General features: G+C 71.2%; 16 protein-coding genes. 9 read left to right on the plus strand and 7 right to left on the minus strand.

Features of this window, described 5'->3' with window-relative positions:
• Positions 1-30 precede the first annotated feature (30 nt).
• Positions 31-1,146, minus strand: coding sequence for a glycerate kinase (locus QFZ58_RS07280; protein ID WP_307124091.1), 1,116 nt, complete (start codon positions 1,144-1,146; stop codon positions 31-33).
• A 132-nt stretch (positions 1,147-1,278) separates the two neighbouring features.
• On the opposite strand from QFZ58_RS07280, the gene QFZ58_RS07285 reads away from it, so the two are divergent.
• Entirely contained in the window at positions 1,279-1,773 is a 495-nt protein-coding gene (locus tag QFZ58_RS07285) for an NUDIX hydrolase (protein WP_307124092.1), read from the plus strand.
• 4 nt (positions 1,774-1,777) lie between these two features.
• On the opposite strand, the gene QFZ58_RS07290 is transcribed toward QFZ58_RS07285, so the two are convergent.
• Entirely contained in the window at positions 1,778-1,978 is a 201-nt protein-coding gene (locus tag QFZ58_RS07290; RefSeq protein ID WP_307124093.1) for a type II toxin-antitoxin system VapB family antitoxin, read from the minus strand.
• 252 nt (positions 1,979-2,230) lie between these two features.
• Positions 2,231-2,635 carry a (2Fe-2S) ferredoxin domain-containing protein gene (locus QFZ58_RS07295; protein WP_307124094.1) on the minus strand — a complete coding sequence of 135 codons (405 nt, stop codon included), beginning with the start codon at positions 2,633-2,635 and terminating at the stop codon, positions 2,231-2,233.
• Positions 2,636-2,946: 311 nt separating this feature from the next.
• Between QFZ58_RS07295 and QFZ58_RS07300 the strand changes: the two genes are divergently transcribed.
• A complete protein-coding gene (locus QFZ58_RS07300; protein WP_307124095.1) occupies positions 2,947-3,531 on the plus strand; it encodes a TMEM165/GDT1 family protein in 585 nt (194 codons plus the stop codon).
• Positions 3,532-3,634: 103 nt separating this feature from the next.
• On the opposite strand, the gene QFZ58_RS07305 is transcribed toward QFZ58_RS07300, so the two are convergent.
• Both QFZ58_RS07305 and QFZ58_RS07310 read right to left on the minus strand, forming a co-directional pair.
• Complete coding sequence (locus QFZ58_RS07305) at positions 3,635-4,153, minus strand: methylated-DNA--[protein]-cysteine S-methyltransferase (RefSeq protein WP_307124096.1); 519 nt, start codon at positions 4,151-4,153, stop codon at positions 3,635-3,637.
• 17 nt (positions 4,154-4,170) lie between these two features.
• Positions 4,171-5,643 carry an AlkA N-terminal domain-containing protein gene (locus QFZ58_RS07310; protein ID WP_307124097.1) on the minus strand — a complete coding sequence of 491 codons (1,473 nt, stop codon included), beginning with the start codon at positions 5,641-5,643 and terminating at the stop codon, positions 4,171-4,173.
• Positions 5,644-5,942: 299 nt separating this feature from the next.
• On the opposite strand from QFZ58_RS07310, the gene QFZ58_RS07315 reads away from it, so the two are divergent.
• Positions 5,943-7,100 (plus strand): pentapeptide repeat-containing protein, encoded by a 1,158-nt coding sequence (locus tag QFZ58_RS07315; RefSeq protein WP_307124098.1) that lies wholly within the window; start codon positions 5,943-5,945, stop codon positions 7,098-7,100.
• A 99-nt stretch (positions 7,101-7,199) separates the two neighbouring features.
• Here the strand turns inward: QFZ58_RS07315 and QFZ58_RS07320 are convergent, their stop codons facing one another.
• Positions 7,200-8,714: a triacylglycerol lipase gene (locus QFZ58_RS07320; protein ID WP_307124099.1), complete on the minus strand. Its 1,515-nt coding sequence runs from the start codon at positions 8,712-8,714 to the stop codon at positions 7,200-7,202.
• Positions 8,715-9,423: 709 nt separating this feature from the next.
• Here QFZ58_RS07320 and QFZ58_RS07325 point away from each other — a divergent pair.
• From QFZ58_RS07325 to QFZ58_RS07345, 5 genes are all read left to right on the plus strand, one after another.
• Positions 9,424-12,339, plus strand: a complete 2,916-nt coding sequence (locus QFZ58_RS07325; protein WP_307124100.1) for a hypothetical protein — start codon at positions 9,424-9,426, stop codon at positions 12,337-12,339.
• A gap of 19 nt (positions 12,340-12,358) precedes the next feature.
• A complete protein-coding gene (locus tag QFZ58_RS07330) occupies positions 12,359-16,771 on the plus strand; it encodes a peptidoglycan-binding domain-containing protein (protein WP_307124101.1) in 4,413 nt (1,470 codons plus the stop codon).
• Between the two features lie 672 nt (positions 16,772-17,443).
• Positions 17,444-18,166: a hypothetical protein gene (locus tag QFZ58_RS07335; protein ID WP_307124102.1), complete on the plus strand. Its 723-nt coding sequence runs from the start codon at positions 17,444-17,446 to the stop codon at positions 18,164-18,166.
• Between the two features lie 450 nt (positions 18,167-18,616).
• Complete coding sequence (locus QFZ58_RS07340; protein ID WP_307124103.1) at positions 18,617-19,225, plus strand: TetR/AcrR family transcriptional regulator; 609 nt, start codon at positions 18,617-18,619, stop codon at positions 19,223-19,225.
• A gap of 100 nt (positions 19,226-19,325) precedes the next feature.
• On the plus strand, positions 19,326-20,903 hold the full coding sequence (locus QFZ58_RS07345) for an MDR family MFS transporter (RefSeq protein WP_307124104.1): 1,578 nt from the start codon (positions 19,326-19,328) through the stop codon (positions 20,901-20,903).
• A 97-nt stretch (positions 20,904-21,000) separates the two neighbouring features.
• On the opposite strand, the gene QFZ58_RS07350 is transcribed toward QFZ58_RS07345, so the two are convergent.
• Positions 21,001-22,416 carry an NAD(P)/FAD-dependent oxidoreductase gene (locus tag QFZ58_RS07350; protein ID WP_307124105.1) on the minus strand — a complete coding sequence of 472 codons (1,416 nt, stop codon included), beginning with the start codon at positions 22,414-22,416 and terminating at the stop codon, positions 21,001-21,003.
• Between the two features lie 86 nt (positions 22,417-22,502).
• Here QFZ58_RS07350 and QFZ58_RS07355 point away from each other — a divergent pair, with 86 nt between their 5' ends.
• A complete protein-coding gene (locus QFZ58_RS07355; RefSeq protein ID WP_373428530.1) occupies positions 22,503-23,321 on the plus strand; it encodes a nucleotidyltransferase domain-containing protein in 819 nt (272 codons plus the stop codon).
• Positions 23,322-23,345: the final 24 nt, after the last annotated feature.

Consider the following 23,345-nt stretch of genomic DNA (forward strand, 5'->3'; position numbering starts at 1 on the left):
CGGTGCCGGGCACCGCGGGGCGGGGTCGCCTCAGGACAGGAAGTCGCGGGCGATCGACTCGGCCACGCGTTCCAGCAGGGGGCCCGCCTGTGCCATGGAGACCGCCGGGTCGGGTTCCAGCTCCGACAGGGCGTAGGCCCGGCGGATGCCGGCCCGGCCCAGAGCCTCGGCCGGCAGGGCCAGACGCCCGCAGACGGCGACGACCTCCACGCCGGCCGCGCGGGCCGCCGCGGCCACGCCCGCCGGGGCCTTGCCGTGCAGGGTCTGCTCGTCGAGCGAGCCCTCGCCCGTCACGACGAGCGTGGCCCGGGCGAGCGCCGGGGCGAAGCCCAGGACGTCGAGCATGACGTCGATACCGGGCCGGAAGCGTGCGCCCAGGGCGACCAGGGCCCCGTAACCGATGCCGCCGGCGGCGCCGGCTCCGGGGAGCTCGGCGTGTTCGGGCCCCAGTACGGAGGCGTAGTGCGCGAGCGCCGCGTCCAGGACCGCGATGTCCTCCTCGGTGGCGCCCTTCTGACGCCCGTACACCTCGGGCGCGCCCTTCGGCCCGGTGAGCGGGTTGTCCACGTCGCTGGCCAGGATCAGGTCGATGTCCGCCACCCGCGGGTCCAGCCCCGACAGGTCGGCCTCGGCCAGGTCGGCGAGCCCGCCGCCGCCGGGGCCGACGGGCTTGCCGTCCGCGTCCAGGAAGCGGGCCCCGAGGGCGGCGAGCATGCCCGCGCCGCCGTCGGTCGTCGCGCTGCCGCCCACACCGAACACGATCGTCCGGGCACCCGCGTCCAGCGCGGCCGCCAGCAGTTCACCGGAGCCGTACGTGGTCGCCGTGAGCGGGGCGAACTCCCCGGCCGGCAGGTGCTGGAGGCCGGACGCCTCCGCCATCTCCACCACGGCGGTGGTCCCGCGTACCGCGTAGGACGCGTCCACCGGCGTCCCCAGCGGCCCGGTCACCCGCGCCTCACGGCGCTCGAATCCGGCGGCCACCGCCGCCGCGACCGTGCCGTCGCCGCCGTCCGCGACGGGCAGGGTCTCGACCTGCACATCGGGTACGACGCGCCGCAGCCCGGCCGTCACCCGCTCCGCGACCTGTACGGCCGTGAGCGAGCCCTTGAACTTGTCCGCCGCGACGAGCACGCGGGCGGTCTTCATCACTGCTCCGTCCGTCACCTTGCATCCCTTGCTTTCGAACAGGCAGTCGCGCCGCCCCGACCCTATCCGGCCCACCCCCCGTCTGCCCATGGCCACCGGAACCCGGCCCGCGGTGCCCGTACGCTGCCAGGCGTGACCACCACTAACTACGCCACCTACATCGCGGGCCTGCCCCGGGTCCTCGCCGCGGCCGCCTCGCTGTTCCGGGACGGGACCGGACGGATCCTGCTCGTCGAGCCGAACTACCGCGCGGGCTGGGCGCTGCCCGGCGGCACGGTCGAGTCCGACGCGGGCGAGGGTCCCCGGCAGGCCGCGCGCAGGGAGACGGCGGAGGAGATCGGCCTCGATCTGGAGCCGGGCCGGCTGCTCGCGGTCGACTGGGCGCGCGGCACCGCCCGCCCACCGATCGCCGCGTACCTGTACGACGGCGGTGTCCTGTCCGACGAGCAGTTCGCGGCGATCCGGCTCCAGGAGGCGGAGCTGCTGTCCTGGAAGCTCGTGGAGCGCGCCGCCCTCGACGGGTACCTCCCGGGCCCGCTCGGGCTGCGGGTGCGGGCGGCGCTGGACGTGCTGGACTCCGGGGCGGGCACGGCCGAGCTGGAGGACGGCGAACCGGCCGCCCGCTGAGGGCTCAGCCCTGCGGGTCCTGAGGCCGGGCGTCGGCCTCCCGACGCGCGTCGTCGTGGGCGGCCGCCCGCGCCTCGGTGCGGTGGCCGCGCGCGATGTAGTCGCGCACGACGAGTTCGACGGCGTCCTGCGGGTTGCCCACCCCCGCGAGGACCATGACTTCCACGACGAGTTCGGCGTCCAGAGCAACGGTGACCTTGGCCATGGGGCGGACCCTATGGGGTGCCGGCGGAAATGTCATCGCGGCGGGCACGACCCGGCAGGTGCGGCCCTTCGCCTGTCCGGCGGGCATCGCGGCCGGACAGGGGCCCGGCTCGTCGTCGTGGACGCGGAGCCGGGCCCGTACGGCGAACCGGGGCCGGGGCGACGATCCGCGCATCCATCGGGACGGCGCTCCCGGCGCCGCCGGACCGGCTGTCCGCGGAGGGCCGGCCCGGACCGGTCCGGCCCGGGGCCGTCAGCGCTCCAGCTCCGCCCGTACGCGGCGCGAGGGGCGGAAGACGTACAGGTCGAGGATGTCCGGCGGGTCCGCGAGGCCCGGGCCGCCGTCCTGGGCCCAGCTGACGATGTCGTCGACGGCGTGGGGGTCGTTGACCAGCCCGAGCCATACGGGCCGCCCACCGGCCCGGCGCCCCTCGGCCGACGGCTGTACGACGATGACGTTGCCCTGTTCGCAGGCGTCCAGGCACTCCACGGCACGCACGGTGGCGCTCCCGTCGAGTGACCGCCGCAGGTGCGCCAGCTGGCCGGCGTGGTCCACACCGGGGATCTTCGGGGTACCGCAGCAGCAGCCCCGGCAGACGCTGACGGTGGGCCGGGCCGGCCCGGGTTCGCCGGCGGTCCGGCGCGTGCGACGGCTCATGCGGGGGCACTCCCGGTGGTGTCACGGATGATCACCCCGAGACTGTACCGATCGCTGCCGTGCAGGCCCGGTGGGGTATCGTGGACGGCTGCGAAGGGGAGTAGCCCCGAAAACCGGTCGTCGACACACTGGAGCCTCCGGGTTCCCGGTGGCCGGGCTCGTAGATCCTTACGGGTGGGCGAGACCTTCGGTCAGGTATGACACGCCCGCGCCCTGCGGGCGTCGCCGTCATGCCGGGCCGTGGTCCTCCTGAAGCCCGAGTGGTGCTTCGCGGAAGCCCGGGGCCCGGCTCTCACAGAAGGCCACCCGGAATGCATCTCGACCCCCTGGCGATCCTCACCGCCTTCGGGCTGATCTTCCTCGCGGAGCTCCCCGACAAGACCATGTTCGCCTCTCTGGCCATGGGCACCCGCATGCGCCCGCTCTACGTCTGGTTCGGCACGTCGTCCGCGTTCGTCGTGCACGTCGCCATCGCGGTCGGGGCGGGCGGACTGATCGGTCTGCTCCCCGGCTGGATCGTCAAACTGGTGTCGGCCGCCCTCTTCGCCTTCGGCGCGTTCATGCTGCTGCGCAGTGGCGGCGGCGACGAGGACGAGGGTCAGGAGGTCCGGACCGTGACCGGCTTCTGGCCGGTCTACTCGACCGCCTTCATGGCGGTCTTCATCAGCGAGTGGGGCGACCTGACGCAGATCACCACCGCGAACCTCGCCGCGAGCAACGGCACGTGGTCGACGGCCGTCGGCGCGGCCGCCGCCCTGATGTCCGTGTCCGCGCTGGCCCTGCTGGCGGGGCGTTTCATCGCCAAGCGGATCCCGCTGAAGACCGTGCAGCGTATCGGCGGCCTCTGCATGCTGGCCCTCGCGATCTGGTCGGTCGTCGAGATCTTCACGGGCTGACGCGGACGGCCCCTCTTCACGGGCGGACACGGGCGGCTCCGGAGGGCCCCGGCTGATCTCCGCGGGCCGGTCGCCGGCGGCCGGTCCGGGCCCGGAGCCGGCCTCAGAACAGGGTCGGCGTCCCGTCGTGCGCCCTTCGTTCGAAGGCGAGCAGCCGCTGCTTGCGCTCCAGCCCGCCGCCGTATCCCGTCAGGCCTCCCGACGCTCCGACGACCCGGTGGCAGGGAACGATGATCCCGACCGGGTTCCTGCCGTTGGCCAGGCCCACCGCGCGGGAGGCGCCGGGCCTGCCGAGCTCCGCGGCGAGTTCGCCGTACGAACGTGTCTCGCCGTACGGGATGCGTCGGAGCCCGGCCCAGACGTCGCGCTGGAACACGGTGCCCTGGAGGTGGAGCGGCAGGTCGAACTCCGTCAGCTCGCCCGCGAAGTAGGCGTCGAGCTGGCGGACGGTCTCGGTGAAGGGCCGGTCGTCCGGGTCGCCGAAGGTCTCCTCGGGCGGGCGGTGCCGCTGGTCGGTCATGTACAGGCCGGACAGCGCACCGCCGGTGGCGACCAGCGTGAGCGCCCCGTACGGGCTGTCGACGACGGTGTGCTGCCTGGTCGTCGGGGATGGGGTGGTCATGGTTCGTCCTTGCTCCCTCAGACGGGCAGGTGGTTGATGGGGTGGTCGTCGACGGTCCACAGGTACTGCACGGCGTACGCCCGCCAGGGGCGCCAGCGCGCCGCGCGTGCGGTGAGAGCGGCCGGGGTCGCGGGGAGGCCGAGCCGCTCCGCCGCACGGCGGATGCCGAGGTCGGTGGCGAGGAAGGCGTCCGGGTCCCCGAGGCCGCGCATGGCGATCACCTCCGTCGTCCAGGGACCGAACCCCGGCAGCGCCCCCAGCTCGGCCCTGGCCTGCTCCCAGTCGGTGCCCTCCCCCAGGTGCAGGGACCCGCCGGCGAGCGCGGTGACCAGGGTGGTGAGGGTGGTGCGCCGGCTGCGCGGCAGGGCGAGCGCCTCGGGGTCGAGCCCGGCCAGTGCCCCGGGAGCGGGGAAGAGATGCGTCAGACCGCCCTCGGGGTCCTCGACCGGTGTGCCGTGGGCGGTGACCAGGCGGGCCGCGTGGGTGCGGGCGGCGGCCGTGGAGACCTGCTGGCCGAGCACGGCGCGCACGGCGAACTCCGCCGCGTCGACCGTACGCGGCACCCGGCGCCCGGGACCCGCCTCGACCAGTGGGGCGAGCAGCGGGTCGGTGCGCAGCTGGTCGTCGACGGCGACCGGGTCGGCGTCGAGGTCGAGCAGGCGGCGGCACCGGCTGATGGCCCGGGTGAGATCGCGCGGGTCCGTGAGGGAGAGACGGCAGGCGATGTGGCCGGGCTGCGGGGAGAGCGACACGACACCGTGTCCGTGCGGGAGGGTGAGCGTGCGGCGGTAGGCGCCGTCGCGCCATTCCTCGACCCCGGGCACGGCGGTCGCGGCGAGATGGCCGAAGAGGTTGCCGGGGTTGAGGGGTGCGCGGTAGGGCAGTCGCAGGGCGATGATCCCGGGGGTGGCGGGCACCGCGGTCCCCCGCGCCGCCCTGGTGCGCAGCTCCCCCGGGGAGAGGGCGAAGACCTCACGCACCGTGTCGTTGAAGGTGCGGATGGAGGCGAATCCGGCGGCGAACGCCACCTCGGCCATCGGCAGGCCGGTGGTCTCGATCAGTACCCGTGCGGTCTGGGCGCGCTGGGAGCGCGCCAGGGCGAGCGGCCCGGCACCGAGCTCGGCGAGGAGCTGGCGCTCTATCTGCCGTGCCGAGTAGCCGAGCCGTGCGGCGAGTCCGGGTACGCCCTCGCGGTCCACGACGCCGTCCTGGATGAGGCGCATGGCCCGGGCGACGGAGTCGGCGCGGGCGTTCCACTCCGGGGATCCGGGGCTGGTGTCGGGACGGCAGCGCTTGCACGCCCGGAACCCGGCCTGCTGGCAGGCGGCGGCGCTGGGGTAGAAGGTCATGTTGCGGGCCTTGGGCGGCACGACGGGGCAGCTGGGCCGGCAGTAGATCCGGGTGGTCAGGACCGCGGTGAAGAACCAGCCGTCGAAGCGGGCGTCCTTCGACCGGACGGCCCGCACGCAGCGCTCGGTGTCGGTGTGCATGGCTCAAGCATCCGGCACCGACAGCGGCATGGCTGGCGGAAATCCGACATCAGCCTCGCGCTGCCAGGGGTTGCCCCGTCCCCGTTGGCGAAACAGGGCCCCGGGTTCGCCGGGACGGCCGGTGGAGACGGGGTACGCCGGCGTGCACGGGGAACCGGCGACGGCCCTCCCGCCTTGCGCCTGCCGTCCCCGATCGGCGAGCCCCGAACTTCCTCCTGTCTCCCGCACGGCGTCTGCGCACACCCGTTCGTGTGCCTCGACGGTGTGGCGTCATGGCTCCTGCGGCTCGGTGACGTGGCATGGGGAAGGTGACAAAGAACGTTGGCAGCGGGCGGTTGCGCCGGATCGCGCACCGGCGCGCCGGGGGGCGAAGCCGACGACAACGAAATCAGCGGCTCGGCGCGAAGGTTCCCACGGCCGGAAGGCAGAGGGAATGGATCGGCCTCATGGTGGTCAGCTTGCCGGGACTGGCTTCGCTGGCCGCGCTGCTGTTCACCTGGTTGCAGGTTGGCCAGGCCAGCAAGGAACTGCGGATCAGCGAACAGGGCCAGATCACCAATCGGTTCAACGCGGCGATCAGCAACCTGGGTTCCGACTCCCTGGACGTGCGTCTGGGAGGGGTTTACGGCCTGGAACGCATCATGCAGGACTCCACTCGCGACCATCCCACAGTGGTCTCGGTCCTGACCGCGTACGTGCGTCGGCACGCCCCGCCTCCGGAAGCCGACGCCGAGGAGCGACGCACCACCACCGCGGAGCTGTCGCCGGGAGCCGATATCGAAGCGGTGATGGATGTCTTGGCCAGACGGCCGCGCGGTGTCGCCGAGGCATCCGGACTCGACTTCAGCCGCACCGATCTGCGGGGGTGGACGTCCGAGGAGGGCACAAGCAGTTTCACCGACGCGATCTTCCGGAAGGCGGACCTGTCCGGGGCGAAACTGGGCCATGCGGATCTGAGTGGTGCGGCCTTGAACGACGCCGTCCTGCGCACAGCCGATCTGACGAGGACTCTCCTGGTCGGCGCGTCCCTGACTCACGCGGACTTGTCCGACGCGCACCTGACCGTCGCGGATCTGACCTCTGCCGACCTGACCTCTGCCGACCTGACCCGCGCGAAACTGAACGGCGCGATCCTTTCCAGCGCGGTCCTGAACGACGCGGTGCTCCGTGCCGCGGACCTGACCGGAGCCTCCATGCTGAGCGCGGGTCTGGAAGGTGCGAACCTGTCCGGCGCACGCCTGACCGTCGCGGAGTTGCCCTTCGCGGAGCTGGTGGACGCGAACCTCGCCGGAGCGAATCTCACGGGCGCCGATCTCACGGGCGCGAATCTCAGGGGCGCGGACCTCACGGGCGCCGACCTGACCCGAGCGGACCTGCGCGGCGCGGACCTGACCGGAGCCCGCCTCACGGGTGCGAAGCTCGACGGAGCTCGTGGGCTGCCGACGCCGCCGCGCTGAGTCCTGCGGCCGGAAGGCGTGCCGGGCACTCCGGGGAAGGACCCCGTCGTTGTCATCACGACCGCCACGACCGGGTGCGGCGGACGCGGCGGGACTCGCTCATTCCCAGGGCAGCACGCTGAGCCGGATGCTCGCCCGGTCACCGAGGATCGGGGTGGCGGTGGCGGGGAAGGGGACGTGTGCGACCCACTCACCGCTGTCCGGGTCCTCGTCGCCGAGAGGAGGTCCCTCGGGTTCGTGGTTCCTGATGGTGCCGGGGATGGTTGAGTTCCATGTCGCCCAGACTGCGGGCGTGGCCGGGCGCGTACGGACGTCGATGACCACGGAGTCGGCGAAGTCCGCGCTCTGTTCCACGTGGTCGGTGAGGGGGAGAAACCCGTCTCGCTCCCGGAAGGACAGGATCCGCACATGCAGTACATGCCGCAGGGTCTGGCTTCCCGCGGGCCGTGGGGCATGACTCGTCAGAAAGGTGGTCGCGAGCAGGACAGGCGTGGAATCCGCCTTGTTTTCGTGAGCGGCAGGCAGGCGGATCGGGCACCAGTGGGCGGCCATCTGTTCGTGCAGCACGATGGGCAGCCCGCGGACGGATAGTTTGACCTCGGCCTGCCAGGTCGTGCGGCCGTCGTCGGGCGGGAGATCGTAGCCGACGAGTTCCGCGGTGATGTGCAGGTCACCGAAGAGGAAGCGGCGCAGGTTCTGGTAGCCCTCCTCGGAGTTGACGAGCCCGTAGCGGCCGCTGTGGCTGCGGTGGACGAACGCCCGGTGGGCACCGGGCACGAGGGCGTTCTCGACCTGCACCAGCCCGTCGCTGCGTGCTCCGACGGTGGCCGCGGACAATCCGTGAGCGACCTCGTAGTCGGTGGGGTTGGTGCCCACCAGGCAGAACACTCGGCGGACCGGGAAGTCTCCCGATCCGCTCGGCATGTCGCGGGCGCGCCAGCCGGGCGGCGGCCCGTCCTCGCTCTGCTCGGCGGTGGGGGTGAGGTACTCGTACATCCTGCGCGGGCCGAAGACGTCTGCACCGTTGATCCCGACGGTGTCCCTGACCCGCTCCAGCACTCCGAAGCCCGCGTCGAAGGTGATGCCGCCGTGCGGAGTGCCGTAGGTGAACAGCTTGGCGACGTGGTCGGCCGGGTCCTCACCCTCGTCCGGGAGGATCTTCTGAATCAGGCACCGGCAGACGAGTCCACCCATCGAGTGGGCCACGAGGTGGACCCGTGGCGCTCCGGTCCGCTCTTTGAGCCTCCTGATGAGGCGCAGCAGATCCTGCGCCGCGTCCTCCATCCGAAATTCCCGCGGGACCCCGCTCCAGGTACTCGCGGAGACGTCGTAGAAGCGCGCGACCCAGAGGCTCTTCTGCTCGATGTGGTCGTGCGTGTCCAGATATGCCTCCTGACTTCCCTCGACGAGGATCTGGTAGCCCTCGTCCAAGTGCAGCCGCAACAGGGGGCTTTCGAACTGGTGGAAGCTGGGGCTGTCCTCGGGGCCCACCCGGACGTGTGTGGAGCCTTCGTTGAATCCGTAGAACGGGTCCTGAACGGCGTTGTCGATGCCGGCCCTGTCGCCGGCGAATCCCCGCACGTACACGATGGGAAGCTTTGTTGTGTCGGGCATCGCTCGGCTCCATGGCTCACGTAGGAGTCCGGCCTTCCGGGCAGTGCCTGCAGCGCCGCGGGAAACCGGGCGGATCCGGGGGCCGAGGCTCTGGGGCGCCGGCCGGGTGCCCGGTCCGGTGCTCACCGGTCGGCAGAGCGAAGGACGATGAACGCTGGAGGGGCGTCTGTCATCGGATGCGGTGGTCGCCTCGCGAGAGAGGCGGCTCCTTCGAGGATATGCGCAGAGCCCGGCCTGTGCCTGCCGCGAGCATCGGCGAAGCCGGGTGCGGGGGCAGGCGGGGCCCGATGACGCCCCAAGTGGTGAGGTGCGCCCATGGGGATGAGCATGAAGGGGAGAGCGGATCTCCTCGAGGGGGATCCGGATCCGGGCGCCTTCCCTTCCCTCCGATGACGGGTTCGTCATGACTTTCCTCGGCATCCGCCCTGCTTCGCCGAGACTTCGGCAGCAGTTGCGGCACCAGCGCGACGACGGCCCCGGGCACGGTTTCGGTGGTGGTCCCGGGCATGGCTCCGGTGGACGGCCGGGCCATCGACCTGGTCCGGGCGGCGGGCCGGGTGAACGCCCCGGCGGGCCGCACCGGGATGGGGGCGGGCCGCACCGGGACGACGACAGGCCGCACCCGGGTGGTCAGGGGGACCACCCGCATCCCGGCGGCCCCACGGGCCCCCACCCACGTTCCGACGACGGCGTCCCGGGGCCCTTTCGGGTGGTGCGTCCGCAGGACATGCTCGTCGTCGACATCACCTTGATCAACCTCCGATTCGACGGTCGGCACCTGGTACGCCGGAAGCCGGGCGATCCGACGTTGGTTCTGGTCGGGCTGCCTCCCCAGCACGTTCTGGAGGAGGTCGCCCCGAATCTGGGACCGGCGACACCCGCGTCACCTTCCATGCAGGCGTTCGCCTCCGGCGCGTCCCAACTCGCCTTCTCCGTGCCCGACGACGTCGAAAGCCTGGATCTCTCCCTGGCGTCCCTGCTCGACTGGGAACGCTTGGTGCCGCTCACCGTTCCGGTCAACCAGCAGAGCCCTGACGAGCCCGGCACGACCGTCTTCGGTGGGATCCCCAGAAGCGTCCTCGAGTTCCCCACCCGACTGCTGCTCACCTATGACGAACCCGTGGACTGGACCTGCCCTACCGAGCCCCACGACGTGCAAGGGCGCACCACGTTGTGGCACGCCCTGCTGCGCGGCGCACAGGACGGCAACGTACTCCTGCGGGCCTTCGCCCGGGCCCGAGGCAGGGCGCCCGTCGCGGTGCAGGTCCCTCTGACCGAGGAGAACCGGGAGGACCTGGTCACTCTCACCAGCCGGGCCGAACTGGTCGACAGGACAGGCGCGCCCATAGACGTGCCCAGCGCGCCGCTGCACGCCGAACAGTTCATCGCCACACCCCTGCGGGCGTCGGCCCATCTGCACGGCGGCTGGGCGGACCTCTCCACGACCGCCGGGGCTCAGCTCGCTGGCATCGGCAGGCACCCCACGGATCTGGTGGGGTATGACCACATCACCGGCCTGGGGCGTGACCAGTTCGTCCGGGTCGTCACCCGCGGCTTCCTCTCCCCCGGGCAGCCGGCGCTGCTGGTGAGTGAGTTCAAGCGGCTGTTCGTCGCCCGGCCGGACGACGGCATAGTGGCCTACCTGCAGAAGGAGGAACGCATCGTCCTCAGGGACCCGGAGGTCCGGTACGGGGCGGGCACCGGCTTCAGGCACGAAGGGCGGGAGCTGCCCTTCAGCTCGTTGCGCGTCACCGACCGGGTCACCCCGCCGATCAAGCCGGTGGAGCGCGACGCCGACGAGCAGCCGAAGGCCGACGTGAAGCCGTTCTGGGTGGAGCTCGAAGGCTCCGACCGTGACGTGGAGTTCACCCTGAACGGCACGGACCACGAGGGGCGCACGGTCACCTTCACCGCCCCGCTGGTGTTCGTGCCCGCCTCGCGGGCGGATGACGGGCCCACCCTGCTGGCCCTGTACGCGGAGGAGGGGAAACGGAGGAACCGCCTCGACCGGTCGATGGACGGCCAGGTGATGGCGATGGCACAGCCGCCCGCCGACGCTCCCGGCAGCACCAGTCACCCTGTCGGCAAGCTCACCTTCGGTATGACGGAGAGGACCGCCGGAGGGCAGCATCCGCTGGCCGGCCTGCTCACCGTGTCCGCCGCGGAGGTGCGGGTGCCCGCAGTCGAGCAGTTCACCCCGGACACGGGAAACGTGCCCGTCGTCTTCAACGAGACCTATCTCAACCAGACCATGGCCGGGCACCCGGCGGGTGCCTACCTCGAGCTGTGCAACGCTGTCGACCTCTCCTTCGGGGCGGAGGCGGCCGGCGGTATCGCCCGGCCGAACTCCTCGGTCAAGCTGATCACTGCACGGGCGGGCGTCGTCCCGAACGTCTTCCAGGCCGAGACAGGCACCGGAAAGATCCTCGACGCCGCGCCCGTGGACGACATCAGAAAGGCGTTCGGGTCCGCGAAGCTGCTCGGCTTCATCGACCTGGGCAAGCTCGTGACGGGCATCGTCAAGGACGATCTCGAGCGACTGAGGCAGCTCGGTGACAGCGAGATCCAGAACATCCTGGACAGCGCCGGCGCCATGCTCCCCGCCCCCGTGCTGCGGATCCGCGACCTCGTGGACGGGGCGGGCAAGGAGTTGCGCTACGTGTGGAAGACCAGACTGGCGAACCCCAGCGGGGTCCCCGCCGTCCTGGACGTGTCCGACTCGGTGCTGATCCTGGACGCCCGCACGGTCGCCTCGACGGAGGCTGAGAAGAAGTCGTCGGTCGAAGGCCGGCTGACCGATGTCGCACTGGAGTTCGCCGGCGTCGCCCGGGTGGAGATCGCAGAGCTGCGCTTCAAGGCCGCGCCCGGCACCAAACCGGACGTATCGGCTTCCGGCCTGGAACTGGCGTTTCTGGGAGGCCTGCAGTTCATCAACACGCTGCGCAGCGCCCTGCCCGCCAACGGCTTCGGCTCCGGCGCCTATGTGGACATACAGCCGAGCGGCATCCGTACCGGCTACACGCTCGCCCTACCCGCCATCACCTTGGGCGTCTTCACACTGGCGAACGTCTCACTGTCGGCGGAACTGGTGATCCCGTTCGAGGACGACGGCAGGGTCGCTTTCCGCTTCTCGGTCTCCGAACGGCAGCACCCCTTCAACGTCACCGTCTCCCTGTTCGGCGGCGGTGGTTACTTCTCCATGCTGGTCGACTCCGACGGGATCAGGCAGGCCGAGGGTGCCATCGAGTTCGGCGGCAGTGCTGCCCTCAACCTCGGCGTGGCGAGCGGCGGGGTGTCGATCATGGCCGGCATACGCTTCGAGCTCAACGGCGACGACGTGACGGTCGGCGGATATCTACGGTGCAACGGCTTCCTGAACGTCCTGGGCATCATCACCGTCTCCGTCGAGTTCTACCTGGAACTCACGTATGAGAAGCACGGGCACGAGTCGGTGGTCCGTGGCAGGGGCACCCTCACGGTGAGCGTGAAGATCGCGTTCTTCAGCAAGTCCGTCTCGCTCAGTCTCGAGCGAAGTTTCTCCGGTTCACCGGGCGATCCGACCTTCGTCGACTGCTTCGACAAGGACACGCACTGGGAGGACTACTGCCTGGCGTTCGCTCCGTAGAAACTCCGAGGAGCCCTGGATGAAATTCCAACAGCAAGTGCAATGGACGGTGCTCCCGGCCGGGCTGTCTGCCGACGGCACCCAGGTCCGCGTCTCCGTCTTCGTCGCTCCCCGCCTGGGGGTGCCGGACACGGACCCGGCGCCGGAACCCCCGCCCCGGTCCGAGCGCGGCACACTGGAGCCGTTCGCCGACTTCCACTCCTGGCCGGACAAGGTCCGCACGGCCACGTTCGAGTTCGGCCCCGGAGACGGCGTCTCCCCCTCCTTCACCGGTCCGCTCTCCCCGTCGGGTCCGGCACCCGACACCGCGCTCTGGAAGCTGCTTTTCGGTAAGGCCACCCCGCTGCGGCCCTACGTCTTCGAGAGCATGGTCCGCCCCGCCGAATCGGTCCACACCTACCCGGCCGCGCTCGTGAGCAAGGCGACGCGGAAGGCCTACGCCGACGCGGCCAGGAAATCCCCCGAGAGCCCGCCCGAAATGCGGTCAGTCATGAGCCGGTTGCTGGCCCCGGAGGGCCTGGCAGCGGAGCGCGGCGGCACCGAGGAAGCCGTCGGCATGCGCAACGCCCTCGCACAGCTGCGTGACTTCCACGAATCCTCGGACAGGACTTCTCCGGGGCTGGATGCCAGGGAGGCCCCGCCGGCCCCGCCTCCGGAGAAGCCGGACCCCGACTTCCATCAGATGCTCACCTCGCTCGGCGATCACCCGGCGCTTCTGCGGCGCCTCGGACTGATCCTGGACTTCCTCCTGCCTGCCGACAGGCTCCCGCCCTCCTCGGGTGAGCGTTTCCTGAGCGTTATCCCGCACTGGACGTCCGGGCTCGGGGAGAGTTCGCGCGACCTGCCCCCACGCACTCGTTACGTCTTTCTGCCCGACCGGAAAGTCTTCGCGGCCGGCCCCCGGAACTTCGCGACCGACCCGCTGGCCTCCCCGGCCCGCGGTCTGGTGGCTCTGCCGGAGGAGAGTTTCTCCCTCGAGCAGGCCGACATCGTCGCCGCCGCGCTGAAGCTCGTCACGTCGCCCCAGGACGGCAAGGGACTGTCCCCGGTGCGCACCCAGGGACTGTCCCTGGTCAGGGAGGGACGCAGCGGGGTCCTCGAAGCCGACTTCGCCAAGGCGGCCGAGGCCGACCACGAGGCCGCCAGGGCCCTGGAGGAACAGGATCCGAATCGACCTGATTCGATGAACATGCCCGATCTGGACGCCGAGGACCTGGTCCGTGGTCACCGCATGGACGTGTGGGACAGCACCCGCGACCGTTGGTTCTCCTTGCACGAACGCTCGGTGGAGTACCGGACACCAGGTGGCGGCGACCCGCTACTCACGGCGTCCGACGAAGGCTTCTTCCAGGCCAGCCTGGTCTCCCCGCCGGAGGGCGTCCGCAGCGAGGAGATCTACGTGCCCGAGAACCTCATCACATGGGACGGGTGGTCGCATTCCGCTCCCCGCCCCGGACGAGTCCTGGGCATAAAGGACGAGGTGCCGGAGGAAGTCATCGAGCCCACCGACCGGGCCGAGACGGAACTGCCGCTCGAAATCCGGGTCAGGGCCAAGAACGGCTCACTCCCCCGGTTGCGGTTCGGCCACGGGTACCGGGTCCGGCTGCGCACCGTCGACCTGGCGGGCAACGGACTCTCACCCGGCGAGGCCGACGCTCTGGTGGATGCCCACACGGCCGACGACCTCACGCTGCCCGGTGACGGTCCGGTCGTCTTCCAGAGGTTCGAGCCGGCCCCCGCTCCCGCCGTGCTGCTCCGGCTGCCCCCCGGCGAGGGGGCATCGGTTAATCGGCTGGTGATCCGGAGCACCCCGGGGACCGGACCGGGTCCGGCCGGCGGTCCCGGCACGGGGACGCGGGTCGTCGCGCTGGCCGACGTCCAGGTCGGCAGTACCCATGACGACGTACGCGTCGTGCAGCAGGCCCTCATCGACCTGCACCACCCGATCCCGGACGGCCCGACGGGCTTCTTCGGCGACCAGACCAAGGCCGCCTACGCCGCCGAACAGCACGACCAGGGCTTCCGGGGCAGGGGAGCCGACGGCAACCCCGGTTGCGCGTCCCTCACCGAACTAGGCCGCAAAAGCGGTTTCGCGGTCGACTGCGGCGTCCACGACGCCGCCGCCGGCGGTGACGCGGGTGCCGTACTGCCGGGTCAGGAACCGGCCCGGACCGCCGAGCAGTATGCCGCAGACCGGAACCGGTCGCCGCTCTTCACCGCAGGGGGTCACGCTCCGTACAGCGGCATCGACGAGCGCCACCTTGTCGCGCCGAAGGCATCGCTGCAGTGCGTCGAACGGCACGCGCTGCTCGACGGGGCCCTGGGCTCGCAGGATCACGCCGCCAGGGAAGCCGGTTACAGCCTCGCGTCCCGCGAGAGCGGCTCGCTCGACGACCAGGACCAGCCCGACGTCGACGTCGAAACCGTCGATTCCCCCGCGGCCGACCCGCAGCACCCGGTGAGGACCGCACGGCACACGGGCGAGCAGATAGAACTCCCCTACCTGCCCGATCCCCTGGTCAGCGGAGCGGTCCTGCTGGATCTGCCCGGAATGGAACCCGGTCAGCCGTTCGAAGTCCCATGGGACGGGGATGTCTGGCACCGGCCCCGTTCCTTCCGGCTGAGGTTGGCCGAGGGGACCGCGCCACCACTCTTCGACCCGGTTTCCCGGGTGTTGACGGTGTCGCTGCCGAAGGGTGGGACAGCCACCGTGCGGGTGTGCTCCGGGATTCACTTCGACGAGAAGATGATGGGTCTCGCCTCCTGGTGCCGGGACCTCTCCGAGCCCGTGCGGCAGCCTTCGCCGGAGGCCGAGGCTGCCGAGGAGATGGCCCGCCAGGCGGAGGAGCGGCAACGCGCCGACACCGCCCTGCGACTGGCCGCCGCCGGCCGCCACTGGATGTTCACCCCCTGGCAGGAACTCACTCTCGTGCACGCCGTGCAGCGGCCGTTGAAACAGCCCGTACTGGACCTGCCGCAGCCGGAGGCGGCACACCGTGCCGCGGGCGCGACGGCCGAACACCTCATCGGCACCATCAGGCTGGACGAAGGCAGCACCGACCGGGTGGGACTCGTCGCGGAATGGAACGACGTGGTGGACGAAGGCGAGACCGGCCGCCGCGACCTCCCGCGCAGGACACCGGTGTTCGACCTGTTGACGGCACGCGTGCCATCCAGTGGCATCCCCGGCAACGAGTCCGCCGGCTTCCAGGACGGCGTCCTGTCCTTCAGTACCCGGGCGGCCGAGGACATGGCCAAGACGGATCCGGCCAAGAACCCACCGGTACCGGCGAAACACGAGTTCGGTGACACCAAGCACCGCACGGTTCGCTATCGCCCGGTCGCCGGAACGAAGTTCGGCGACTACTTCCCGGCCCGGCTCGCCGGGACGGACCCCACCGCACTGACCGCGGAGGGCGCGGCCGTCGAATACTCCGTACCCAGCAGCGCCCCGCCCGCGGTGCCCCGGCCGCTGTACTGCATGCCCACCCTGTCCCTCGAGACCGTCCCCGGCCCGCCGGGCACGGTCGTCCGGCTCCGTCACGGCGGCGGCATCCGCGTCTTCCTGGACCGTACCTGGTTCTCCTCCGGAGACGGCGAACTCCTGGGAGTGGTCCTCGGACAGGCGTCGGGCGGCGGCGCCTCCTCCGCCGGTTCCCCCTGGGTCACCGTCATGGGCCGCGATCCCATCCACCGCTCCGCCGGGGTCGTCGCTCCGACAGCCTCCACGTTCACCAACGCGGTGCGGCAGGCCGACGGGCTCGTCCTCCAGTCGCCCGCCGGGCCACTGACCGTCACCGTCATGGGCTTCGACACACAATTCGACCCGGACGGTGACCACCGGTTCTGCGACGTGGAGTTCGACACCGGGGACACCTACCTGCCCTTCGTCCACCTCGCACTGGTCCGCTACCAGCCCAACTCCATCCGCGACGCCGAGCTTTCGCCGGTTCACACCGATCTGGTACGAATCCTTCCCGACCGGGAACTGCGGGTGAAGCCCGGCGACCCGGCGACGGTCAGCGTCACCGGCCCTTCGTACGACCCGGCCGACTCCACGCCGCCGCGGATCGCGGCCGTCGTGCAGCACCGACGGGAGGGTGTCACCGACGACGACCTCGCCTGGGTGACTGTGGAGGACACGACCGTAATGCTGACCTCGATCGACGCGGGCTCCTCCCACCGCGCCTTCTACACCGGGCAGGTACCGATGCCACCCGGCGAGCAGCACTCGCAGCTCCGGATTCTGGTGCTGGAGACCGACGGCATGCCGTCCGACACCTCGATCCCGTCGACGACACCGGGGCCGGTCGTCTACTGCGACACCGTGCCACTCGGAGGCGACCGCGAGCCTGACACCGACCACCGTCGTGATGGTGAACGTCATGGCCGGGACGACCGTCATGACCATGAGCATCATGACCACCGCTGAACCGGGCGGTGTCCCAGATCGAGCGGACCACCCGTGCGGTCCGCAGGACGGGAGTGCTTCCGCCCCACGGCGTCGTTGCTCTCCGGCGGGCATGAGGCAACAGAGCGGCACCGAAAGGTCGCTGAGCTCTGGGGCGACCGTCGGCCCGCGAGTTGCAGGAGGTAGTGAGCGGGCCGGAGTCGATGGAACACCGATACACCGTTCTGCGCCAGGAACTCCGTGGCTTGTGTCCCGTGCAGGACCAACCCATGGAGGCGAGGGGAACACGTCACGAGAGCACCTGGAGCCATCATGGACGTAACTTTCCGGCGACGGATCTCCCGCGTCGCCGGCGCGTGCTCCTTGTCCGCCGCCCTCGCACTACCCGGCTTGGCCACGGCCGCGGCGGTGCCTGCCGAAATTACTCGATCCACGACACCGGCGTCCGACCCCTCGCCACCCCCGCCCCCGCCGGATATCCCGCCGCCACCGCCGCCGACGGACCCGCCTCCCCCGACAGACCCACCTCCCCCGACGGACCCGGACACGCCCCCGACGGACCCGGACACGCCCTCGACGGACCCGGACACGCCCCCGACGGATCCGCCTCCCCCGACGGACCCCGCCGAGCCGAAGAAGCCGGGAGAACTGAAGAAGGACGTCGGCGACCGGCTGGCGAACGCGCCGGAGGAGGTGAAGGAGAAGCTGACGAACGTACTGGCAAGAACGCTCACCTTCATCAGGAATCCGAATGCTGCGCCCGAGGACCGGGTGGCGTACACGATCATGGTCGAGGGATTCACCGAGGCGTTGCGGATCATCGAAGACCCGTACACGGCCCCCGAGGACAAGGCCGCATACACGCGGCTCGTGGCGACGATGACGGAAGCGGTGAGGAGGACCCTGCCCCGGCCGTCGGCGGACGCGGCGGAGTCGTCGGCGGCCGCACCGAAATGGGTCAACCGCTCCACGGCGATGAAGGGCCTGGTATGGGCGAGTAGGGGGCTGGGGGCACAACCGGAGGATCCGAAGGACCGCAAAATCATTCAGGCGGTCATGCAGGAGGCCTGTGAGGCGCTGAAGACGGTGCAGGACCCCGATGCGTCCCCCGAAGAACGGGTGGAGGCGAAGAAGAAGCTGGCGCAGCGGACCGAAGCGCTCCGCAACCACCGCTTCGCGGATCTCATGCGAGAGGTCAAGCGCTACAGGCCGGAGACGGGTTGCGTCAAGACGATCGAGAATCGAACGCGTCGGGTCGGATGGCCGGAAGGAACCGTCTGGGGGCTTTCGGATCCGCTCTGCGCTCCGGCGGTGGCCGAGGGAGCCCGCCAAGAACGTTCGCAGTGGCGTGCGGTGCTGGTATGCGTGCAGCGAGACCCGTTCTCCACCTGCGTGCATTACATACCCGCAGACTAGGGTCATCTCGTGACCGCCGGTCAGGGACGCGATGTTCTCCGGGCAGCCCGCCTGATCGCGGCGCCGGAGCCCTTCTCGACAGTCCCGTTCCGCTGTCGGCCTGAGGTCGCAGCGCTCCAGCGGGCTCATGAGCGAGGCGCGACGAGGGGTGGGGATTCCGGCGCGGACGAGCCGGTCTGAGGGCGGGCGGAGGACCGGTGGACCGGTGGGCCGCGGCCTGAGCGGTGAACCCTGGGAACGGACCGGACACGCGTCACCCGGCGTTTTCGCTCCGCGGGCCCGCGGAGCGGACAACTCCGGTGACGCCGAGCCGGCCCGCCGCGGTGACCGACGGCCCGGCGCCCTGGCCGCAGCTGCCCGGTCGGCACCGCCCTACCGTCTCGCCACGACCGGCGGTCGCCTGCGCGGTCGAATTTGCATACCGTGCATTTTTGCATAGCATGCACCTTCGTGACCCTCCCGAAGAATCCTCCCCTCGGACTGCGCGAACGCAAGAAGCGTGCGACCCGCGACGCCCTGGCCGACACCGCGCTGCGCATGGCGGCCGAGCGCGGACTCGACCAGGTGACGGTGGAGGCGGTCACCGCGGAGGTGGGCGTCTCGGTGCGGACGTTCTTCAACTACTTCGGCCACCTGGACGACGCGATCCTCGTCGCCGACCCCGACCTCACCGAGCGGACCCGCCGGGCGATCATCGAGGCCCCGGCGGGGAGCACGACTCTCACGGTGCTGCGCGAGGCGATCTCCGAGGAACTGACCCACATCGAGGTGGGCCACGACCGCTGGGAGCTGCAGTGCACGGTGCTGGGGAACACCCCGTCGCTGTTTCCCCGGTTCCTCGCGGCGCGAGGCGCCGATGAGCAGGCACTGATCGCCGCGGTGGCCGAACGGCTGGGCGTGGAGGCCGACGCGGACCTGCGACCGCGCCTCCTGGTGCACACCACCCTCGCCGCCGTTCGGTCCGCCGTCGAACTGTGGACCGCCACCGGACGCACCCGGCCCCTCAAGGCCGTCTACGACGAGGCGTTCGCCGAACTCACCGCCGCGCTGCGCGACTGACGGCGCGCCGGCCCTCCGCACGCACCCGTCACCACACCGTCCGCCCCCGTCCTTCGCTCCTGAAGGAACCGACTCCCAGAGAACCGAGGTACGTCCACCGATGTCCGCTGCCGTGACGCCCGCACCCGAGGCACCCCCCTCCATGACGAGACGTCAGATAATCCAGGCCATGTCCGGCCTGATGGCCGGGATGTTCGTGGCCATCCTCGCGTCCACCGTCGTCGCCAACGCCCTCCCCCGCATCATCACCGACCTGCACGGCAGCCAGTCGTCGTACACCTGGGTGGTCACGGCGGAGCTGCTGGCCATGACCGCCACCGTCCCCATCTGGGGCAAGCTCTCCGACCTCTACGACAAGAAACTGCTCATCCAGCTGTCGCTGGGGATGTTCGTCATCGGCTCGCTCGTCGCCGGCTTCTCGGACAGCGTCACCGTCCTCATCATCAGCCGTGTCGTCCAGGGCATCGGTGCCGGTGGCCTCACCGCGCTCGCCCAGGTCGTGATGGCCTCGATCATCCCGCCCCGCGAACTCGGGCGCTACTCGGGCATGTTCGGCGCCGTGTTCGCCGTGGGCACCGTGGCCGGCCCGCTGATCGGCGGTGTGCTGGTCGACACCTCGTGGCTGGGCTGGCGCTGGTGCTTCTTCATCGGGGTGCCGTTCGCACTGCTCGCGATCGTGATGCTCCAGCTCACGCTCGACCTGCCGGTCGTCCGCCGCAAGGTGAAGATCGACTACCTCGGTGCCTTCCTGATCATGGCGGGCGTGAGCGCCCTGCTGCTCTGGATCACGCTCGCGGGCAACCAGTTCGACTGGATGTCGTGGCAGACCGCGGCCCTCGTCTCGGCCGGTGTGGTCCTGATCGTCCTGGCCGTCGTCGTCGAGTCGCGCGTCGAGGAACCGATGATCCCGCTGGACATCTTCCGCAACCGGACGGTCGCCCTCACCACCGTGGCGAGCCTCCTCGTCGGTGTGGCGATGTTCGGCGGCACGGTCTTCCTCTCGCAGTACTTCCAGATCTCGCTCGGCAAGTCCCCGACCGTCGCGGGCATGATGAGCCTGCCGATGATCCTCGGTCTGATGGTCTCGACCACGGTGGCCGGCCAGATCATCACCAAGACCGGCAAGTGGAAGAACTTCCTGGTCGCCGGCGGTGTGATCATGACCGCGGGCATGGGCCTGCTGTCCACGATCGGTGCGGACACGGCGTTCTGGATCCTGGCCCTCTACATGGCCGTGCTGGGCGTCGGCGTCGGCATGCTCATGCAGAATCTCGTGCTCGCCGCGCAGAACGACGTACCGGCGGCCGAACTCGGTTCGGCGACCTCCGTCCTGTCCTTCTTCCGCAGCCTCGGCGGCGCGATCGGCACCAGCGCCCTCGGTGCCGTCCTCGCCCACCAGGTGACCAAGGAGCTCGAGAAGGGGCTCGGAGGCGCGGCGGCCGGAGGGGGCGGTGGCAGCCACTCCATCCCCGACCTCACGACCCTTCCCGCGCAGGCGCGCGAGGTCGTGGAGCAGGCCTACGGCAACGCGACCGCCGACGTCTTCCTGGTCGGCGCGCCCTTCGCGGTGCTGGCGCTGGTGGCGGTGCTGTTCGTCAAGGAGAAGCCGCTCAAGACGCAGAGCGGCCTGGAGCGGCTGGCCGAGGAGAGCAAGCAGCCCCTCACCCCGTCGCACTGACCCCGCGCGGGTGTGCCGGGCCGCCGTGATGTCACGGTGGCCCGGCACACCCGTGCGCGGCGGCAGGAGCCCCGTGCGGGACCCCGGAAGCGGGTCCTCACCCGGTCCGCAGCCGCCTCCACACCGCCTTCGCCGCATGGTGGCCCGACATTCCGTGCACGCCCGGCCCCGGCGGGGTGGCCGAGGAGCAGAGGAACACCGCGGGATGGGCGGTCGCGTACGGTACGCGGGCGAGCTTGGGCCGGATCACCGTCTGGAGTCCGGCGAACGCCCCGGTGGCGATGTCCCCGTCGACGTAGTTGGCGTTGCGCACCGCGAGGCGGGGCGGCCCCGCGATCGAGCGGGCGAGGACGAGATCACGGAAACCCGGTGCGAAGCGCTCCAGCTGACGCTCGATCACCTCCGTCGCGTCACCCTCCCAGCCCGCCGGGACATGGCCGTACACCCAGAAGACGTGGCGGCCCTCGGGCGCCCGGGACGGGTCCACCAGGCTCGGCTGCGCCGTGATCAGGAACGGGACGCTCGGGTCGCGCCCCGTCACCGCGGCGCGCAGGGCGGTGTCGATCTCACCCGCCGTGGGGCCGACGTGCACGGTGCCGGCCCGCCTGGCCTCCGGCGCGGTCCAGGGGACGGGCCCCGAAAGGGCGTAGTCGATCTTGAAGCAGGAGGCGCCGTAACGGTAGCGGCGGTAGGCGTTGCCGAGTCCGGCGATCCGGGCCAGCGCGGTCGGCGAGGTGTCGAAGACGTACGCGCGGGCGGGCGGGAGTTCGTCGAGGCGCTTGACCTCCGTACCCGTGCGGATCACGCCGCCCTGTTCGCGCAGGTAGGAGGCGAGGGCGTCCGAGATGGCCTGCGAGCCGCCGCGCGGCACGGGCCAGCCCTTCTCGTGCGCGGCGAGCGCGAACAGCAGGGCGATACCGGTCGTCGCGATCCCGCTGGTCGGCGCGATGGCGTGCGCGGCGAGCCCGGCGATCAGCCCGCGCGCCTTCTCGCCCCGGAAGCGGCGGGAGGCGAGCGTGGCGGGCTGGAGGGCGTCCAGCCCGAACCGCACCCAGCGGTACGGATCGCGGGGCAGCCCGTCCCAGGGGGTGCGCAGGAAGTCCTCGGCGAGGGTGTCCCAGTGGCCGATGTAGGGGGCGACCAGTCTGCGGTACGCCCCCGCGTCCTGCGGTCCGAGCGTCATGGCGCTCTCCCCCACCGACGTGGTGAGCACGGCGGCCGAGCCGTCGGGGAAGGGGTGGGCGAGCGCCAGCGGTGGCTGTACCCACTCCAGGCCGTGCCGGGCCAGAGGCATCGCCGCGAACGCGGGCGAGCCGATCCCCAGGGGGTGCACGGCGGAACACGGGTCGTGGCGGAAACCGGGGAGGGTGAGCTCCTCGGTACGCGCGCCGCCTCCGACGGTCTCCATGGCTTCGAAGACCTCCACGGAGAAACCGCGGCGGGCCAGTTCGGCCGCGGCGGTCAGTCCGTTGGGGCCCGCCCCCACGACGACGGCATCCAGCATCGATGGCACCTTCGGACTCCTTCGTCAGCCGACGGCCAGGGCGTCCAGGATATTCGGGCGTGCCGGCAACGGGGCCCCGGGTAACCTCCTGCCCGATGAACAGCGATCCGGCACTTCCTCCCGCCATCGCGTCGATGGCCTCCCGGCTCGTCCGGCAGCCCGGTGTCAGGGCTGTCGTCCTGGGCGGGAGCCGGGCCCGCTCCACGCACCGCCCGGACAGCGACTGGGATCTCGGTGTCTACTACCGCGGCGCCCCGGACGTGGCCGCTCTGACCGCCCTGGCGTCCGAGGCGCAGGGCGCACCGGCTGAGGTCGCGGGACCGGGCGGCTGGGGCCCGTGGGTCGACGGCGGCGCCTGGCTGACGGTGGACGGGGTCGCCGTGGACTGGATCCTGCGCGATCTGGACCGGGTGGAGGCGGTGTGGGCCGACTGCCGTGAGGGCCGCTTCGAAGTGGGCGTCCAGCCGGGCCACCCGCTGGGCTTCTGGTCCCCCTGTTACGCCGGCGAGGTCGCGCTGGGCCGCGTACTCCAGGATCCGCACGGCGAGTTGGCATCCCTGCGGGAGCAGACCCGTACCTACCCGGAGCCCTTGCGCAGGGCGCTCGCGGACGCCGCGTGGGAGGCGGACTTCTCGGTGGCCTCGGCCCGCAAGTCGGCTCCCTCCGGGGACACGCTCCACGTCGCGCTCTGCCTGTCGAGGGCGTTCGGCATCCTCGCCCAGTCGCTCCACGCCCACCACCGCACCTGGTGCCTGAACGAGAAGGGCGCCCTCGCGGCGGCGGCCGCTCTGCCGGACACGCCCGACGGTTTCATGGACCGGGTCTCCGGTGCCCTGCGCGGTCTGGACCCCGAGGCGGTGGAGACGGCAGCCGGCGTCGTCCGGGAAGTGCGCCAGGTGCTCGCCAGGCCGTGAGCGTCCCGGACGGGGCGGGCGGGA

The sequence above is a fragment of the Streptomyces sp. B1I3 genome (genome assembly GCF_030816615.1).
GTDB lineage: Bacteria > Actinomycetota > Actinomycetes > Streptomycetales > Streptomycetaceae > Streptomyces.